The following is a 17480-nucleotide window of genomic DNA, read 5'->3' on the forward strand; positions in this document are numbered from 1 at the left end:
CGCGCGACAGGCCCGCGCCGGCCCGCAGATCTCCACCGGCCCGAAAAGGCGAAGGGGGCCTGAGGGGCGCAGCCCCCAGACCCCTCGCGGCCTACCTCACGTAGTGCTGCGGCGCCGCCGCGCCCCCGGCCGCCGCTCGCTGGGCCGGGTCACCGGATCGCCGGCCTCCAGCGCGGCCGCACGCCGCCGCAGCCCGAACTCCGCCAGCGCCTCCGCCAGCTTGCCGGCCGACGGCTCCGGAGCCATCACGTCCACCCGCAGCCCGTGCTCCTCGGCCGTCTTGGCCGTGGCCGGGCCGATGCACGCGATAACGGTCACGTTGTGCGGCTTGCCCGCGATGCCGACCAGGTTCCGCACCGTGGACGACGACGTGAAGAGCACCGCGTCGAAGCCGCCGCCCTTGATCGCCTCGCGGGTGTCGGCCGGCGGCGGCGACGCCCGCACGGTCCGGTAGGCCGTGACGTCGTCCACCTCCCAGCCCAGCTCGATCAGCCCGGCGACCAGCGTCTCCGTGGCGATGTCGGCGCGCGGCAGGAACACCCGGTCGATCGGGTCGAAGACCGGGTCGTAGGGCGGCCAGTCCTCGAGGAGTCCGGCGGCGGACTGCTCGCCCGAGGGCACCAGGTCCGGCTTCACGCCGAAGGCGACCAGGGCCTTCGCGGTCTGCTCGCCGACCGCCGCGACCTTGATGCCGGCGAAGGCGCGTGCGTCGAGCCCGTACTCCTCGAACTTCTCCCGTACGGCCTTGACCGCGTTCACCGAGGTGAAGGCGATCCACTCGTACCGGCCGGTGACCAGGCCCTTGACCGCGCGCTCCATCTGCTGGGGCGTGCGCGGCGGCTCGACGGCGATGGTCGGCACCTCGTGCGGCACGGCGCCGTACGAGCGCAGTTGGTCGGAGAGGGTCGCCGCCTGCTCCTTCGTCCGTGGCACGAGCACCTTCCAGCCGAACAGCGGCTTGGACTCGAACCACGACAACTGGTCGCGCTGGGCGGCGGAGGACCGCTCACCGACCACGGCTATCACCGGCCGGCCGCCCTCCGGGGAGGGCAGCGCCTTCGCCTGCTTCAGGGTCTGGGCGACCGTGCCGAGGGTGGCGGTCCAGGTCCGCTGCCGGGTGGTGGTGCCGGCGACGGTGACCGTCATCGGGGTGTCCGGCTTGCGGCCGGCGGCGACCAGTTCCCCGGCGGCCGCGGCCACCGAGTCGAGGGTCGTCGACACCACGACCGTGCCGTCGGAGGCACCGACCTCGGTCCAGCACCGGTCGGAGGCGGTACGGGCGTCGACGAAACGCACGTCCGCACCCTGCGCGTCCCGCAGCGGTACACCGGCGTAGGCGGGCACGCCGACCGCCGTCGCGACACCCGGGACGACCTCGAAGGGCACACCGGCGGCGGCGCAGGCGAGCATTTCCTCGGTCGCGTACGTATCAAGTCCCGGGTCCCCGGACACCGCACGGACGACCCGCCTGCCGCCCCGCGCGGCCTCCATGACAAGATGAGCGGCATCCCGCGCGGGCGGGAGCGCGGCGGTTGTTGACGCTCCGTCAACAACCTTGAGTTGAGGCGTGCCTGTGCCCTGATACGGGTCCGACGAGGAACCCGGATTCATGGGTACGACGGAGACGCCCTGCCTGGCGTGGGCTCTGATCACGTCGAGCACCTCGTGCTCGGCGACCAGGACGTCCGCGCTGGACAGTGCCTCCACGGCACGCAAGGTCAGCAGCCCCGGATCCCCGGGTCCGGCACCCAGGAAGGTGACGTGCCCGTGTTCAAGGCCGGCGGGAAGGTTGGTGGGGCTCACTGTGCTCGCTCCCCCATCAGACCGGCCGCGCCCTGGGCAAGCATCTCGATGGCGAGTTCGCGACCGAGCGCCGTCGCCTGGTCGATTGTCTCGGGCACGGGACCGGTGGTGGACATCTGCACCATCCGTGTGCCGTCGGTCGTACCGACGACGCCACGCAGGCGCATTTCCTTGGCAGTCTGCCCGTCGGCCAGAAGGTCGGCCAGCGCGCCCACAGGGGCGGAGCAGCCGGCCTCCAGGGCGGCGAGCAGTGATCGCTCGGCGGTCACGGCGACCCGCGTGAACGGGTCGTCGAGTTCCCCGAGCGCGGCGATCAGCGACGCGTTGTCCGCGGCGCATTCGACCGCCAGTGCCCCCTGGCCGGGGGCGGGCAGAACCGTGTCGACCGACAGGAAGTCGGTCACCTCGTCGAGCCGGCCGATGCGGCTGAGTCCGGCCGCGGCCAGCACCACCGCGTCCAGCTCGCCGTCGTATATGTATCCGATCCGCGTGTCGACGTTGCCGCGGACCGGGACGGTCTCGACGTCGAGCCCGTGGGTGCGCGCGTACGCGTTCAGCTGCGCCGCCCGGCGTGGCGAACCGGTGCCGATGCGGGCCCCGCGGGGCAGGTCGGTGAACTTCAGCGCGTCCCGGGCGACGATCACGTCACGCGGGTCCTCGCGTACCGGTACGGCGGCCAGGACCAGGTCCTCGGGCTGCGTGGTCGGCAGGTCCTTCAGCGAGTGAACCGCGAAGTCGACCTCACCGCGCAGCAGCGCCTCCCGCAGGGCGGTCACGAAGACTCCCGTGCCGCCGATCTGTGCGAGGTGCTCGCGGGAGGTGTCGCCGTAGGTGGTGATCTCGACGAGCTCGACGGGCCGTCCGGTCACCCGGCCCACGGCTTCCGCCACCTGCCCGGACTGGGCCATGGCGAGTCTGGATCGCCTGGTCCCCAGTCTCAGTGGGTTGTCACTCATGCCGGTCGGTCCTTCTTTTCTGTGCTTTCCACGGCCCGGGAGACGGCAGCCACCGTCTCGGGGTCGAGGTCGAACAGGGTCCGCAGCGCGTCCGCGTACCCGGCGCCGCCGGGCTCGGCCGCGAGCTGCTTGACCCGTACGGTCGGCGCGTGCAGGAGCTTGTCGACGACCCGGTGCACGGCTTGGCGGATCTCCCCGCGCTGCCGTTCGTCCAGGCCGGGCAGGCGTCCGTCGAGCCGCGCGATCTCACCGGCCACCACGTCGGCGGCCATGGTGCGCAGCGCGACCACGGTCGGCGTGATGTGCGCGGCTCGCTGTGCCGCCCCGAAGGCGGTCACCTCGTCGGCGACGATCTCCCGCACCTGGTCCACGTCGGCCGCCATGGGGGCGTCCGCGGACGCTCCCGCCAGCGACTCGATGTCCACCAGCCGCACCCCGGCCAGCCGGTGCGCGGCCGCGTCGATGTCGCGGGGCATGGCGAGGTCGAGGAGGAACAGCTCGGGGGCGGGCCGGTCGAAGCCGGCGACCGGCTCGGGCCTGCGCAGCTCGGGAATGCGTCCCACCCGGGCCACGGTCGCGGCGAGCGCGCCGATGAGCTCCGCGTCGGTCTCGGGGGTACGGCGCGCGGCCTCCCGGATGTCGACGGTGGCGTTGTCCACCCAGGCCGCGTGCTGCTCCAGCTCGGCGGCGGCCATCCCGGCGACGGCGGCCTCGCCCATCACGGAGAAGCCGCTCTGCTCGGCGGTGAGGTCGAGCGGGCAGTTCTCGTCGTTGCCGGGGCCGGCGGCGGCCGGCTTGGGGGCGCCCTGCGCCGGCCGGTCGTCCGCGATCTCGGCGACCGGCGCGCCGGTCCGTCCCTCGACCGCCGCGGCGACCGCCTCGGCCGTCAGCACCAGACCGGTCGCACCCGTGCAGGAGACGACCACGTCGGCACGTGTCAGCTCGGCCGGCACCGCGCCCATCGGTACCGCGCGGGCCACCACGTCCGTGTCGCCGCTCTCGTTCAGGATCTGGGCCAGGCGCGCGGCGCGGTCGTACGTCCGGTTCGCCACGACGATCTCCGCGACGCCGACCCGGGCCAGCGTGGCGGCGGCCAGCGAGGACATCGAACCGGCGCCGATGACCAGCGCCTTGCGGCCCTTGGCCCAGGTCTCGACGTCGCTGCCGGCGGCCAGCTGTGCCAGGCCGAAGGTGACCAGCGACTGTCCGGCCCGGTCGATGCCGGTCTCGGAGTGGGCGCGCTTGCCGACCCTGAGCCCCTGCTGGAAGAGGTCGTTCATCAGCCGGCCGGCGCTGTGCAGGTCCTGCGCCAGGGCGAGCGAGTCCTTGATCTGCCCGAGGATCTGGCCCTCGCCCACGACCATCGAGTCCAGGCCGCAGGCCACCGAGAACAGATGGTGGACGGCCCGGTCCTCGTAGTGCACGTAGAGATAAGGGGTGAGCTCGTCGAGACCGACCCCGCTGTGCTGGGCGAGCAGCGTGGACAGCTCGGCGACTCCGGCGTGGAACTTGTCCACGTCGGCGTAGAGCTCGATGCGGTTGCAGGTGGCGAGCACCGCGGCCTCGGCAGCCGGTTCGGCGGCGACCGTGTCCTGGACCAGCTTGACCTGGGCGTCCGTGGTGAGCGCGGCCCGTTCCAGGACGCTGACCGGCGCGCTGCGGTGGCTCAGCCCGACGACGAGGAGACTCATGCCGGCATCACGGCGGGTACGTCCCCGTCGGGTCCCTGCTCGGTGGACTCCCGGTGGGCGACGGCGGGCGCGGCGGTCGCCTCGTGTTCCTCGCCGGCCTTGCGCTGCTCGTGGAAGGCGAGGATCTGCAGCTCGATGGAGAGGTCGACCTTGCGCACGTCGACGCCGTCCGGGACGGTCAGCACGGTCGGCGCGAAGTTGAGGATGGAGGTGACACCGGCGGCCACGAGCCGGTCGCAGACCGGCTGGGCGGCACCCGCGGGCGTGGCGATGACCCCGATCGACACACCGTTGTCGGTGATGATCTTCTCCAGGTCGTCCGTGTGCTGCACCGGAATGCCCGCGACCGGCTTTCCGGCCATCGCCGGGTCGGCGTCGATGAGGGCCGCGACCCGGAAGCCACGGGAGGCGAAGCCGCCGTAGTTGGCCAGGGCGGCGCCGAGGTTGCCGATACCGACGATCACGACCGGCCAGTCCTGGGTCAGGCCCAGCTCACGGGAGATCTGGTAGACGAGGTACTCGACGTCGTAGCCGACACCGCGCGTTCCGTACGAACCCAGGTAGGAGAAGTCCTTGCGCAGCTTCGCGGAGTTGACCCCCGCGGCGGCCGCCAGCTCCTCGGAGGAGACCGTGGGCACCGAGCGCTCCGACAGTGCGGTCAACGCCCGGAGGTACAGCGGAAGCCTGGCGACGGTGGCCTCGGGGATCCCTCGGCTGCGAGTCGCCGGTCGGTGAGTTCGGCCAGTTGCCACGGTGCTCCTGCGGGTAGAGCGGGGCTGCGGACGGTCACACGTTCCCAGACCGCCCCGTCGACAGCAGGCTATGTCTTTGTGAACGCGTGCACAAAGATGGTGTCCGATTTGCCCGGCCAACGTGACCGGGGTCACGCGCCCCCGGCGGGGTGACGGGGAACCGGCGCAGAGGCGATCGCGCTCCATCTCGATTGGGGGCAAAACGGTACACACTCCTCACTCATCCCGCCCCCGAGACCAAGCCGCCGTCGATCCTAAGCGACTTTGCGTCCCGTTTGGACTAGTCGGTCAGTGCCTTGCGGAGGCGCTCTTCGTTCACACGCCAGAAGGTGTGCTGTTCACCGTCGACGAGTACGACCGGGATCTGCTCCCAGTACAGATCGTGCAGTTGCGAATCCTGGGTGATGTCCCTCTCCTCCCACTCCACCCCCAGCTCGCCGCACACCTTCTCGACCACGACCTGTGCGTCATCGCACAAATGACAACCCGGCTTACGGATCAGAGTGACCAAACGCGCACGAGACGCAGGTGCCTTCCGGCTGAAGAGAGGACTCATGCGGTCCATTCTCCCGCCCTGCCACGCCCTGTTCGACGCCCTGTTTAACGGAGCGGTCGCAGAGAGTTCACACCCGCCCAACTCCCGCGACTCCGGGACCACCGAACAGACTGGCTATGCTCACGACATGGCCGCTCTCGGATGGCTCACTCCCCGTAGGCGCTCCGCCACGGCGCGGAGCGTGTTGGCAGGCGAGGCCTCGGCGGAGGCCGCGCGCAAGAGCCAGGAAGCCCTGGCCGAGGACGCGTCGGCCCCGGCCGACGGCGCCCTGTCCACGGACGCCGCGGAACCGGACTTCCCGGTGCTCGGCGACACCCGGGCCGCCGCGTTCTTCGACCTCGACAACACGGTCATGCAGGGCGCCGCGATCTTCCACTTCGGCCGGGGCCTGTACAAGCGGAAGTTCTTCGAGACCCGTGACCTGGCCAGGTTCGCCTGGCAGCAGGCGTGGTTCCGGCTGGCCGGCGTCGAGGACCCGCAGCACATCCAGGACGCGCGGGACTCCGCCCTGTCCATCGTCAAGGGCCACCGCGTCGCCGAGCTCCAGACCATCGGCGAGGAGATCTACGACGAGTACATGGCCGAGCGCATCTGGCCCGGCACCCGGGCCCTCGCCCAGGCCCACCTGGACGCGGGCCAGAAGGTGTGGCTCGTCACGGCGGCGCCGGTGGAGATCGCCGGTGTGATCGCCCGCCGCCTGGGCCTGACCGGAGCGCTCGGCACGGTCGCCGAGTCGGTGGGCGGCGTCTACACGGGCAAGCTGGTCGGCGAGCCGCTGCACGGCCCGGCGAAGGCCGAGGCGGTACGCGCGCTCGCCGCCGCCGAGGGACTGGACCTCTCCCGCTGCGCGGCGTACAGCGACTCCCACAACGACATCCCGATGCTCTCCCTGGTCGGTCACCCGTACGCCATCAACCCGGACACGAAGCTGCGCAGGCACGCCCGCGAGATGGACTGGCGCCTGCGCGACTACCGGACGGGCCGCAAGGCGGCGAAGGTGGGCATCCCGGCGGCGGCCGGGGTGGGAGCGGTGGCCGGCGGCACGGCGGCGGCGATCGCGCTGAGCCGACGGCGCCGGTAGCGCGGGGCGCGACATCGCCGCAGGACCGCGGGGGGTGCCCCGGCCGCGGGTGACCCGTGGTCGCCCGCGCGGTTTCCCGCGCCCCTGACGGGACGCCTCAAACCTCACGCGCCCGAATTATCGCGGCGCCATCCCAACACGCCCTCGACTCCGCCTCAACACGCATCTTTCTGATCAACAACCGATCACCTTGCGACACTTGAACCATCCCAAATCGGTTACAGAAGCGACGCAATCGGTGATTTGAGCAACTCGGTGTAGCAGTGCCTGCACGAAGCGTTATTCTCCTCAGACGCAAACCGGTACCCCTCCGTCGCTACGACGGGTGAAAGGTTCCGCACTGCACGTGATGGAAGCTCTGCCTCTGGGAGTCCCGTGTACCCACACGTCGGGGTTGACGCCTCGGGCCTGGCTACGCTGCGCGCAACTGTCGCAACGGTCAAAGAGACGCTGCGCGGCCTTGTCCCGACCGCGTACGCCGTCCCCGCCTTCGCCACGGCCGCACCGATCGGCCCGTGCTACGCACTGGCCGACGGCAGTGCGGCCGTGGGCAGACGCGGCCGTGCCTCCGGCACCGCCGCGCCCACCGCCCGCCGTCCGGCCGCGGACAGCGACAGCGCCCGCATGATGGATCTCGTGGAGCGCGCCCAGGCCGGCGAGTCCGACGCCTTCGGACGCCTCTACGACCAGTACAGCGACACCGTGTACCGCTACATCTACTACCGCGTCGGCGGCAAGGCGACCGCCGAGGACCTCACCAGTGAGACGTTCCTGCGCGCCCTCAGAAGGATCGGCACCTTCACCTGGCAGGGCCGCGACTTCGGCGCCTGGCTGGTCACCATCGCCCGCAACCTGGTCGCCGACCACTTCAAGTCGAGCCGGTTCCGGCTGGAGGTCACCACCGGCGAGATGCTCGACGCCAACGAGGTCGAACGCTCCCCGGAGGACTCCGTCCTGGAGTCCCTGTCGAACGCCGCCCTCCTGGACGCCGTACGCCGGCTCAACCCCCAGCAGCAGGAGTGCGTGACGCTCCGCTTCCTCCAGGGCCTCTCGGTCGCCGAGACGGCCCGCGTGATGGGCAAGAACGAGGGCGCCATCAAGACCCTCCAGTACCGGGCCGTGCGCACGCTCGCCCGGCTCCTCCCGGACGACGTGCGCTGAGGCGGGCACCCTCGGCGACATCCAACTCACGTTCGGTGAAAGCCCGTTGCCTTTCTCAGCCGATCGTCGTTCGTCCGTAACCCAAGTGCCGAGCCGCTCGTTGTGCGGGATACAGGCTCCCTGTGGTCACGTCCAGCAAGACCCTGATCACACGATCGTGTGGTTCGGTCGAGGGCGTGCAACCCTCAGGACCCCCTGGGGAGTCGATCGTCATGACGAGAGGAGGTGCCGCCAGTGATCGCGAACGTATCGGCACACCGGCGGGCGAACGCCTTCGCCCAGGCCCTGGAGGAGCAGCCCGACCGGGACCCGGCGGCCGAGCGGTCCGAGGTGCCGGCGGGCGATCCGCCGGTCACCGCGGACCGGGCCGAGCGGACCGAGCAGGGCGAGCTGCTGGCCCTGGCGACAGGGCTCGCCGCACTGCCCAAGCCGGTGCTCGACCCGGAGGTCAAGGTCGTCCACCGGGCCCAGCTGGTGGCCGCGATGGAGGCCATGCTGGCGGAGGGCACCCTGGGCGGGGCGGCGGACGCGTCGCTTCCGGAGCAGCGCTCCCACCGGTCCAAGGGCGCACACCGGGCCGGCGCGCTGGGCAAACTACGACCGCGTTCCCGGCTCACCAAGGGCCTGGCCGCGGGCGGTCTGAGCGTCGGCGTGGCCGCCGGAGCCTTCGGCGGTGTCGCCGCCGCCAGCTCCGACGCCCTGCCCGGCGACTCGCTGTACGGCCTGAAACGAGGCATCGAGGACTTCAAGCTCAACTATCTGTCCGACGGCGAGGACCAGCGCGGCCAGACCTACCTCGACCAGGCCTCCACCCGGCTGATGGAGGCCCGCCGGCTGATGGACCGCGGCCGTGGCGGCCACCTCGACCACGAGTCCATCGGTGAGATCCGCCGCACGCTCTCCGGGATGCAGCACGACGTCACCGAGGGCCACCGGCTGCTGCACGAGGCCTACGAGCGCGATCCGAACTCGCTGGGCCCGATGCAGGCGCTGTCCGCCTTCGCCCAGTCCCACCGCGAGGCCTGGGGCGCACTGCGCGACAAGCTCCCGGTCCAGCTCGGGGACGTCAGCCAGCAGGTGTCGTCGGTCTTCGACGCCATAGACGAAGAGGTCGCCCCGCTGCAGTCCCTGCTGCCCCAGCCGCCCTCCCAGAGTACCGGGAGCGGCACCGGCGAGCAGGGCACCGGCACGGCGTCGACCGGTTCCTCCGGCAGCCACCGGTCGACGGCTCCGTCGTCCTCGGGCGGCTCCGCCTCGGGCCACGAGTCCGGCACCGGCAGCCCCAGCGGCTCGGCCTCCGGCAGCGCCGACGAGGGTCTGATCGGCGGCACCACGGGCGGCCTCCTGGACCCCCCGAAGACCGGGAGTTCGGGCGGCAGCAGCGCGGCCCCGTCGAAGAGCCCGACCAGCGCACCGGACGTCACCCTGCCGCCGCTCCTCCCCGGCCTCCTCCCCGGACTGGGCATCGACAGCGAGGACGCCAACGGCTGACCGATTCGGGGTGCCTCTCGGTCGAGGGGCACCCCGTTCTCATCACGGGCGCGGGGCTGTCTTCCGATATGCGGCTTGGCCGCGTGGGCGCGACCAGCCCCCACGCACCCGAGACTCGGCGCCTCGCACCTCAGAAAAACACCGACCGCCGCTGCACGAGCAGCTTGTACAGCGTGTGCTGGATCTGCTCCCGCACCTGATCGGTCAGGTTGAACATCAGCATCGGGTCCTCGGCCGCCTCCGGCGGATAGCCGTCCGTGGGGATCGGCTCCCCGAACTGGATCGTCCACTTCGTCGGCAGCGGCACCGCCCCGAGCGGCCCGAGCCACGGGAACGTCGGCGTCAGCGGAAAGTACGGAATCCCCAGCACCCGGGCCAGCGTCTTGGCGTTGCCGAGCATCGGGTAGATCTCCTCGGCCCCCACGATCGAGCAGGGAATGATCGGCGCCCCCTGCCGCAGCGCGGTCGAGACGAACCCGCCCCGCCCGAACCGCTGGAGCTTGTAGCGCTCGCTGAACGGCTTCCCGATGCCCTTGAACCCCTCCGGCATCACCCCGACCAGCTCGCCCTGTTCCAGCAGCCGCTCGGCGTCCTCCGCACACGCGAGCGTGTGCCCGAGCTTGCGCGCCAGCTCGTTCACCACCGGCAGCACGAAGACCAGATCGGCCGCCAGCAGCCTGAGGTGACGATTCGCCTGATGATGGTCGTGCACGGCGACCTGCATCATCAGACCGTCCATCGGCAGCGTCCCGGAGTGGTTGGCGACGATCAACGCACCGCCCTCGGCCGGGATGTTCTCGATGCCCTTCACCTCGACACGGAAGTACTTCTCGTACACCGGCCGCAGCATGGACATCAGGACCTGGTCGGTCAGCTCCTCGTCGTACCCGAAGTCGTCGACCTCGTAGTCCCCGGTCAGCCGCCGGCGCAGGAACGCGAGACCGCGTGCGACGCGCCGCTCCAGGCCGGCGTCGTCGTGCGGCTCCGTCACATCCGTCTCAGCGTTCTCCCGGTTCACATGCACATCTTCCTGCGCGGGGATCCGCCCCGCGAGAGGCTGGACCTCCCGCACCACCGCCTGCTCGCCGCCGCCCTTGCGCCGGTTTCCCGGCCCCCGGCGCCGGGCGGGCCGCTGCACGGAAGCCCCGCGGGACCGGTCGTCGTCGAACGGAATGACCTTGGCGTCCGCCATCGTGTTGCGCTCCTCAGTTGGCGCTCTGCGTCGGTGTCTTCCCACCGCTCAGGACGGGCAGGGCGGCGATCCGGTCAACGGCGGCGGCCACCGCCTGCGGCGGCAGCAGCCCCGTGGCCTGGGCGCGCACGAAGTCCGCGAACGTCTCCGCCGTCGTGTACTTCGGCTGGAATCCCAGCGTTTCGCGCATCTGGCCGGTGGCGACCACCCGGCCGTGCGTCAGCAGCCGGATCTGCTCGGGCGAGAAGTCGCTCATGCCGAGGGTCCGCACCAGGGATCCGGCCCAGGTGACCGCCGGCAGCAGCAGCGGCACGGTGGGCCGCCCCAGCCGCCGTGAGCACTGCGAGAGCAACAGCACCCCGTCGCCCGCGATGTTGAAGGTGCCGCTGTTCAGGGTCCCCCGTGCCGGCTCCCGCGAGGCGATCCGCAGGACCTCGATCACATCGTCCTCGTGCACGAACTGCAGCCGGGGGTCGTACCCGAAGACGGTGGGCAGCACGGGGAGGGCGAAGTAGGAGGCGAGCGGGGTGTCGGCGGTCGGCCCGAGGATGTTGGCGAACCGCAGCACGCACACCGCGACATCGGGCCGCCGCCTGGCGAACCCCCGCACATACCCCTCCACCTCCACCGTGTCCTTCGCGAACCCGCCGCTCGGCAGGGACTTCGGCGGAGTCGTCTCGGTGAAGACGGCGGGATCCTTCGGCGCGGACCCGTACACGTTCGTACTGGACTTGATCACCAGCCGCTTGACGTTCGGCGACTTCTGGCAGGCGCCGAGCAGCTGCATGGTCCCGATGACGTTGGTCTCTTTCACGGTGGCCCGGCTCCCGCTGCCGAGCGGCGTACCGGTCACGTCCATGTGGACGACGGTGTCGGCGCCGGTCTCGGCGAGGATGCGGGCGATGGTGGGCTGGCGGATGTCGGTCTGGATGAAGTCGGCCCCGCCCAGATGGTGCTCCGGGGGCACCGCGTCCACGGCGACGACCCGTTCGACATCGGGGTCACGCTGGATCCGTCGTACGAACCGGCCCCCGAGCTGACGGGCCACTCCGGTCACGAGCACGACCTTTGACAAGATCAGCGCCTTTCTTCCGTGTTCCCGTATCGGGGCCAACTTAGCGGGTTGATGTTGCGCCGGCATGACCCCCGACAGGCCGGGGTGAGCCGTCGCGGCCGGAAAATGCGGTGGCCCCCCACCGTACTGGTGGGGGGCCACACACAAGCTCTCGCGGCTCGGCGCCGTACTTACTTCTTGTTACGGCGCTGAACGCGCGTGCGCTTGAGCAGCTTGCGGTGCTTCTTCTTGGCCATCCGCTTGCGCCGCTTCTTGATAACAGAGCCCACGACTACCCTCGCTCACTTCTCATCACTCGGTGCTGGGCGCCATGGGCCCATACGACCTACGAGGGGCTAGCCTACCCGCCCGAGCGCTGAGGTCGTAATCGAGGTGCTCCGGCACGAATTCCGGAGCGGCCGTCAGGCGGTCTCCACCCCCACATAGCTCTCGCGAAGGTACTCGTGCACCGCTTGCTCGGGGACGCGGAAGGACCGCCCCACCCGGATCGCGGGCAGATGACCGCTGTGCACCAGCCGGTACACGGTCATCTTCGACACTCGCATCACCGCGGCGACCTCCGCCACGGTCAGGAACACGACCTCGTTGAGAGGCCTCTCGCCAGCTGCCATGACACACCTGAACCTTCCGCACTCGACGGGCCACCGGCTTCCCCTTCCGGTGACTCTTCGTCGTTGCGTGCTCACTCCCCAATGTAGGGGCGGGTGATGCGAGTGGGGAAGAGGTGCACCCATCGGCGGCCTACTGTGACAGACACGCTCGATTGAGTACGTAGCGGGTAAGCGGCATGTAGCAATCGGACCGCACGCCGTCATCAACCGGAACGGCGACCGACACGACCCCCTCGGCCTCGCCCACGAAGAGCGCGGGGTCATCCGTATCCGCGAGACCAATCGCCTCAAACCCCAGCTGACCTGCACCGCAGACCCACCCGTGGTCTCCCACCACCAGCTCGGGCAGTGGCCCGCCACCCCCCGCCGCCGCATCCAGTGCCACCCGAACCGGCAGCGGCGAGTGCGTGTGCGTACCCGGCGCACAACCGGGGCGTTCACCTTCCGATTCCCGCACCAACCCGACACCTTGTACGTAATCGAGGTTGCACGTACGTAGACCGAACCGGGTCGTTATGTCGACACAGCGACCCTGCGCGGGGGTGAGAATCTCACACCCCGCCGCCGACAACGCGTCCGCGAGACCGGCGTAGAACCCGATCAGCCGGTGCGGATGACCGGTCCCGAACAACACCGGAGCCCGCCGTCGGGCCGCGTCCCCCACCCGCTCCGCGAAGGCGTCCAGCGCGGCCACCGTCAGCTCGGGATCGATCACATCATGCCCTGAAACGCATCGCGGATCGTCCGAAACCCCACACCTGCCCGCCATCAACCGAACCAACTCCCGCTCGGTCCAGTCTCCTTGTGGATCAATACCGATCAACACCCGTGGATCCCGAGCCGCGAACAGCCGATATCGCCGAAGACTCCGCTCCCGGGCGGAACCCACCACCCCCGCCAGCCCGGCAGCCACCAGATAGTCCCGAAGTCCAGCACCACTCGCCACGCCAGAGATGGTGACGGACCCGGACCACCGAACCCCCCGGAACCCCCTCAACACCCCACGTCCGGCCTAACGGCCCCGCCCCGTCAGCCCGTCCGGCGTTGAGGGCGAGGCCGTTCAGGCCGATGCGGCGGTCCGGGGGCGGCGGGGACGGGAACCTGAACCTCCTACGCCAGCAGCCCCCGCAGCGGATACACGGCCCGCCGGGTCGCCAGCACCGCCTGGTCCAGACGGTCGGCGGGGTCGTACCCCGCCTCCCACTCGGCCCATCCGACCGGCCACCGCCCGTCCGTCATCCGCCCCGGCCCCAACTGCCGGGTCCGGGCGTACACCTCCTGCCGCCACGCCTCGGGGACCAGCGTCTCCGGCGCGATCTCCCGCCCCGCGGCGATCGCCACCAGATGCGTCCACGACCGGGGTACGACATCCACCACCTCGTACCCGCCGCCCCCCAACGCGACCCATTTGCCCCCGGCGCACTCGTGCGCCAGTTCATGGCAGGCCACCTGCACGGCCCGCTGCGCGTCCAGCGAGACGGCGAGGTGCGCCAGCGGATCCTCGAAATGCGTGTCGGCACCGTGCTGAGTCACCAGCACCTGCGGCCGGAAGCCGGCGACCAGCTCCGGCACCACCGAGTGGAACGCCCGCAGCCACCCCGCGTCCCCGGTGCCGGCCGGCAGCGCCACATTCACCGCGGAGCCCTCCCCCGCACCGGCCCCGACCTCCTCCGGCCAGCCGGTCTGCGGGAACAGCGTACGAGGATGCTCATGCAGCGAGATCGTCAGAACCCGCGGGTCCTCCCAGAACGCGGCCTGCACGCCGTCGCCGTGATGCACGTCGACGTCCACGTAGGCGACCCGCTCGGCCCCCAGCTCCAGCAGCCGCGCGATGGCGAGCGAGGCGTCGTTGTAGATGCAGAACCCGGAAGCCGCCCCCGGCATCGCGTGATGCAACCCGCCCGCGAAGTTCACGGCGTGGTCGGCGTCCCCGCGCCACACCGCCTCGGCCGCCCCGACCGACTGCCCGGCGATCAACGCGGACGCCTCGTGCATCCCGGCGAACGCGGGATCGTCCACCGTCCCCAGTCCGTAGGACTGATCGGCCGCCGCGGGATCCGCCGAAGCCGCCTTGACCGCCTCGACGTAGTCCTCCCGGTGCACCAGCCGCAGCGTCGACTCCCCGGCCGGCTTCGCCGCGACGACCTTCACCGCCCGGTCGAGCTCGAAGGCATCGACCAGTTTCCGGGTCAGCGCCAGCCGGACCGGATCCATCGGATGACCCGGACCGAAGTCATAGCCCGTTACTGCCTCGTCCCACATCAGCTGTGCGCGGCCGCTCATGCCCGCCACCGTATCGGTCCGCGCGCACCGCGAACGAACGGGCATACACCAACGTCACCAGCACCAACACCATCGGCACCAGCATCGCCCCGCGGTAGCTCCACGCGTCGCCCAGCGCACCCACCAACGGCGAACCGACGAGGAACCCGACGTAGTTGAAGATGTTCAGCCGGGCGATGGCCGCGTCCGAATCCCCGGGGAACAACCGCCCCGCCGCCGCGAAGGTCTGCGGCACCAGCACACACAGTCCCAGCCCCAGCAGAGTGAACCCGGCCATCCCGACCCACGCCCCGGACGCACCCGCCACCACCGCGAACCCGACCGCCGCCACCAGCGCGCCCAGACGTACGACCGCCACGGCCCCGAACCGCCGAACCCCGAAGTCCCCGATGGCCCGCCCCACCAGCGTGGTCACCATGTACACGTTGTAGGGCACGGTGGCCAGCTGCTCACTGCTCCCCAGCACGTCCTTCAGATACTTCGCACTCCAGTTGGAGACGGTGGAGTCCCCGATGTAGGCGAACGTCATCACCAGACACAGCGGCAGCAGCAGCTTGAAGACCACACCACCGCCCGCACCGGCGCCCGCACCGTCCTCCGCGGCCTCCACCGGCCGTCCGTCCACGTACCAGCGGCTGCCCGCCAGCGCGGCCGGCAACAGCACCGCGACGACCGGCAGGTACGACACCCACAGCGCGAGATGCCAGTGCGCCCCCGCCCACGCCAGCGAGGCCCCCAGAATCCCGCCCAGGCTGTAGGCGGCATGGAAGCTGAGCATGATGCTGCGTCCGTACGTCCGCTGCAGACTCACCCCGAGCATGTTCATCGAGGCGTCCAGCGCCCCGACCGCCAGCCCGAACACGGCCAGCGCGACCGCCAGCTCGGCCACCTCGTCGCCGGCCCCTACCCCGAGCAGCGCCAGCATCACCACGGGCTGGGACCAGCGCAGCAGCCGGCTGGGCGATATGCGCTTCACCAACTGCTCGGTGGTCACACTGCCCACGCCGGCCAGGATCGGCACGGCGGCGAGAAAGACCGGCAGCAGCGCGTCGGATACGCCGTACCGGTCCTGGATGGCGGGGATGCGCGTCACGAGCAGCGCAAAGGTGGCGCCCTGCGTGAAGAAGCTGAACGCCAACGAGGCCCTGCCGCGCCGCAGCACATCTGTCATGGCGGCGAGCGTAGGGCCCCGGCGTACTCGTGGGTAGATCCAGCCAAAGATGAATTTCCTTCAGCTTTACCCTCGCGCCGCTCAGGCGGCGCCCACCAGCTGTCGTTCCCGCTCCTGCCCGGCTTCCCGGCGCTGCGCCTCGTCGGTGATCAGGCACGCCATCGGCTCGGCCGCCGCTGCACCGCAGACCACCATGCCGAGGGTGATCGCGACGACCAGGAGGAGCGAGCTCAGCCAGACCATGGTGTCCACGGGGATCGTGTAGGCGCCGACGACCCGGACGACGCACTCCACCACCAGCACCACTCCCCAGATCAGGGAGAAGACCCGCTCCTTGCGCAGAAACTCCGCCGACCGGACCGCGCTCCCGGCGGCCAGCCGTTCCCAGGCGGCTTCCCGGGCCGTGTCCCCCTTGACCAGGAAGGGCTTCAGCCCCGCCGTCATCATCGGCCTGCCCAGTGCCACCGACACCAGGATCCCGATGCCGACCGTGCTGCTGACCGCGCCGTCCTTGGCGAGCATCAGCCGCGGGTCACCGGCGACGAAACTCAGCGCCAGCCCGACCACGTTCACGGCCAGGATCAGCGCCGCGAGCCCGTTGACCCGGCGTTCCCTGGCCACACTCCAGACCGTCCGCACGGCCGGCACCACGCTGCTCCAGGCGAGCGCCGCGAAGGTGCTCATCCCGAAGGCCCCCCTGAAGAAGTAGTACGACCCGAGGGGCACCGCCACGTCCACGATCAGCGGCCGGAGGTTCTCCACCACGCCGACCCGCTGCCTGTTCCGGGACCCGGTGTTCGTCGTCTTCGTCATGCCCTCAGCTTCGCGTCCGGACGGGGTCTCCCAGTAGAAACGAACGTCCGGAGCTGGGTATGACAATTGTCAGCGCCGTGCCGATGCCTCCCGTCATTCCAGCAGGTCAGCCAGCTGTCCAGGTTCGGAGAAGAGCTGGGTGGCACCCTGCAGCCGCTCGGCCGGCGTCATGGCCGTGAAGCCGTACACGTCCATCCCCGCCGCGACGGCGGCCTGGACCCCCAGGGGGCTGTCCTCCACGACGGCACAACGCTCCGGCGCGACCCCCATCCGCTCGGCCGCGTAGAGGAAGAGATCCGGCGCAGGCTTCCCCCGCCCCACGTCCTGCGAACTGAACACCCGCGACACGTCGAACCAGCGGTCCAGGCCGGTCGTGCGGTGCCCCACCCGGATCCGCTCATGACTCCCGGACGACGCCACGCAGTACGGCACCCCGTCCGCCGCCAGCCGCTCCAGGACCTCCGCGACCCCGGCGATGGGCTTCAACTCCCTTTCGAAGGCCGCGAACACCCGCGCATGGAAGACATCGTCGAAGTCGTCCGGCAGTCGCTGCCCGGTGCGCGCCTCGACGAGTTCATGGACGCGGTGCATCGCGGAGCCCATGTAGTCCCGTATGGAGTCCTCGTAGGAGGTGGGGTGTCCCAGCTCGGTCAGATAGGCGGCGAGCAGCCGGTTGGAGATGGGCTCGCTGTCCACGAGGACGCCGTCGTTGTCGAAGATGACCAGGTCGTAGCGCATAAGGTCGAGCATAAACGCGAAAAGGCCCACGCCATATGGCGTGGGCCTTTCCCAAAATTTGTTCGGCGGTGTCCTACTCTCCCACAGGGTCCCCCCTGCAGTACCA

At 70.6% G+C, this 17480-nt stretch carries 17 protein-coding genes; 3 read left to right on the forward strand and 14 right to left on the reverse strand.

Features of this window, described 5'->3' with window-relative positions; genetic code table 11:
• Nucleotides 1-96: 96 nt before the first annotated feature.
• From ACFXI4_RS42455 to ACFXI4_RS42475, 5 genes are all read right to left on the reverse strand, one after another.
• Nucleotides 97-1803 (reverse strand): uroporphyrinogen-III synthase, encoded by a 1707-nt coding sequence (locus tag ACFXI4_RS42455; protein WP_385002451.1) that lies wholly within the window; start codon nt 1801-1803, stop codon nt 97-99.
• Complete coding sequence (hemC, locus tag ACFXI4_RS42460; RefSeq protein ID WP_385002454.1) at nt 1800-2759, reverse strand: hydroxymethylbilane synthase; 960 nt, start codon at nt 2757-2759, stop codon at nt 1800-1802. The genes ACFXI4_RS42455 and hemC overlap by 4 nt, the downstream gene beginning before the upstream one ends.
• Entirely contained in the window at nt 2756-4450 is a 1695-nt protein-coding gene (locus tag ACFXI4_RS42465) for a glutamyl-tRNA reductase (RefSeq protein ID WP_385002457.1), read from the reverse strand. The genes hemC and ACFXI4_RS42465 overlap by 4 nt, the downstream gene beginning before the upstream one ends.
• Entirely contained in the window at nt 4447-5202 is a 756-nt protein-coding gene (locus tag ACFXI4_RS42470; RefSeq protein ID WP_385002461.1) for a redox-sensing transcriptional repressor Rex, read from the reverse strand. Before ACFXI4_RS42470 ends, ACFXI4_RS42465 begins: the two co-directional genes overlap by 4 nt.
• 280 nt (nt 5203-5482) lie before the next feature.
• Nucleotides 5483-5767 carry a glutaredoxin family protein gene (locus tag ACFXI4_RS42475; RefSeq protein ID WP_362724207.1) on the reverse strand — a complete coding sequence of 95 codons (285 nt, stop codon included), beginning with the start codon at nt 5765-5767 and terminating at the stop codon, nt 5483-5485.
• 118 nt (nt 5768-5885) lie between these two features.
• Here ACFXI4_RS42475 and ACFXI4_RS42480 point away from each other — a divergent pair, with 118 nt between their 5' ends.
• From ACFXI4_RS42480 to ACFXI4_RS42490, 3 genes are all read left to right on the forward strand, one after another.
• Complete coding sequence (locus ACFXI4_RS42480) at nt 5886-6839, forward strand: HAD family hydrolase (RefSeq protein ID WP_385002465.1); 954 nt, start codon at nt 5886-5888, stop codon at nt 6837-6839.
• Between the two features lie 375 nt (nt 6840-7214).
• A complete protein-coding gene (locus ACFXI4_RS42485; protein WP_385002468.1) occupies nt 7215-8000 on the forward strand; it encodes an ECF subfamily RNA polymerase sigma factor, BldN family in 786 nt (261 codons plus the stop codon).
• 234 nt (nt 8001-8234) lie between these two features.
• The gene (locus ACFXI4_RS42490) at nt 8235-9491 is read left to right on the forward strand and encodes a DUF5667 domain-containing protein (RefSeq protein WP_385002471.1); all 1257 of its coding nucleotides are present in this window, start codon (nt 8235-8237) and stop codon (nt 9489-9491) included.
• A gap of 130 nt (nt 9492-9621) precedes the next feature.
• Here the strand turns inward: ACFXI4_RS42490 and ACFXI4_RS42495 are convergent, their stop codons facing one another.
• From ACFXI4_RS42495 to ACFXI4_RS42535, 9 genes are all read right to left on the reverse strand, one after another.
• A complete protein-coding gene (locus ACFXI4_RS42495) occupies nt 9622-10683 on the reverse strand; it encodes a lysophospholipid acyltransferase family protein (RefSeq protein WP_385002474.1) in 1062 nt (353 codons plus the stop codon).
• A 13-nt stretch (nt 10684-10696) separates the two neighbouring features.
• Nucleotides 10697-11758, reverse strand: coding sequence for an NAD-dependent epimerase/dehydratase family protein (locus tag ACFXI4_RS42500; RefSeq protein ID WP_362724195.1), 1062 nt, complete (start codon nt 11756-11758; stop codon nt 10697-10699).
• Between the two features lie 170 nt (nt 11759-11928).
• Entirely contained in the window at nt 11929-12027 is a 99-nt protein-coding gene (locus ACFXI4_RS42505) for a 30S ribosomal protein bS22 (RefSeq protein WP_003948845.1), read from the reverse strand.
• Between the two features lie 132 nt (nt 12028-12159).
• Nucleotides 12160-12369 carry a helix-turn-helix domain-containing protein gene (locus tag ACFXI4_RS42510; protein ID WP_067299677.1) on the reverse strand — a complete coding sequence of 70 codons (210 nt, stop codon included), beginning with the start codon at nt 12367-12369 and terminating at the stop codon, nt 12160-12162.
• Between the two features lie 130 nt (nt 12370-12499).
• Entirely contained in the window at nt 12500-13315 is an 816-nt protein-coding gene (locus tag ACFXI4_RS42515; RefSeq protein WP_385002478.1) for a phosphatase, read from the reverse strand.
• A 164-nt stretch (nt 13316-13479) separates the two neighbouring features.
• Nucleotides 13480-14652: an acetoin utilization protein AcuC gene (locus ACFXI4_RS42520; RefSeq protein ID WP_362724189.1), complete on the reverse strand. Its 1173-nt coding sequence runs from the start codon at nt 14650-14652 to the stop codon at nt 13480-13482.
• Complete coding sequence (locus tag ACFXI4_RS42525) at nt 14603-15823, reverse strand: MFS transporter (protein ID WP_385002482.1); 1221 nt, start codon at nt 15821-15823, stop codon at nt 14603-14605. The genes ACFXI4_RS42520 and ACFXI4_RS42525 overlap by 50 nt, the downstream gene beginning before the upstream one ends.
• A gap of 81 nt (nt 15824-15904) precedes the next feature.
• Entirely contained in the window at nt 15905-16636 is a 732-nt protein-coding gene (locus ACFXI4_RS42530) for a VC0807 family protein (protein WP_385002485.1), read from the reverse strand.
• 93 nt (nt 16637-16729) lie between these two features.
• Nucleotides 16730-17374, reverse strand: a complete 645-nt coding sequence (locus tag ACFXI4_RS42535) for an HAD family hydrolase (protein WP_362724180.1) — start codon at nt 17372-17374, stop codon at nt 16730-16732.
• Nucleotides 17375-17480 lie beyond the last annotated feature (106 nt).

It is taken from the genome of Streptomyces sp. NPDC059224, assembly GCF_042754285.1.
Taxonomy (GTDB): Bacteria; Actinomycetota; Actinomycetes; order Streptomycetales; family Streptomycetaceae; genus Streptomyces.

Bases quoted from the DNA above. Each gene is read 5' to 3' on its own strand.
- hemC (WP_385002454.1), bottom strand. From the start codon at position 2,759: ATGAGTGACAACCCACTGAGACTGGGGACCAGGCGATCCAGACTCGCC.
- ACFXI4_RS42465 (WP_385002457.1), bottom strand. From the start codon at position 4,450: ATGAGTCTCCTCGTCGTCGGGCTGAGCCACCGCAGCGCGCCGGTCAGC.
- ACFXI4_RS42475 (WP_362724207.1), bottom strand. From the start codon at position 5,767: ATGGACCGCATGAGTCCTCTCTTCAGCCGGAAGGCACCTGCGTCTCGT.
- ACFXI4_RS42480 (WP_385002465.1), top strand. From the start codon at position 5,886: ATGGCCGCTCTCGGATGGCTCACTCCCCGTAGGCGCTCCGCCACGGCG.
- ACFXI4_RS42495 (WP_385002474.1), bottom strand. From the start codon at position 10,683: ATGGCGGACGCCAAGGTCATTCCGTTCGACGACGACCGGTCCCGCGGG.
- ACFXI4_RS42510 (WP_067299677.1), bottom strand. From the start codon at position 12,369: ATGGCAGCTGGCGAGAGGCCTCTCAACGAGGTCGTGTTCCTGACCGTG.
- ACFXI4_RS42520 (WP_362724189.1), bottom strand. From the start codon at position 14,652: ATGAGCGGCCGCGCACAGCTGATGTGGGACGAGGCAGTAACGGGCTAT.
- ACFXI4_RS42525 (WP_385002482.1), bottom strand. From the start codon at position 15,823: ATGACAGATGTGCTGCGGCGCGGCAGGGCCTCGTTGGCGTTCAGCTTC.
- ACFXI4_RS42530 (WP_385002485.1), bottom strand. From the start codon at position 16,636: ATGACGAAGACGACGAACACCGGGTCCCGGAACAGGCAGCGGGTCGGC.
- ACFXI4_RS42535 (WP_362724180.1), bottom strand. From the start codon at position 17,374: ATGCGCTACGACCTGGTCATCTTCGACAACGACGGCGTCCTCGTGGAC.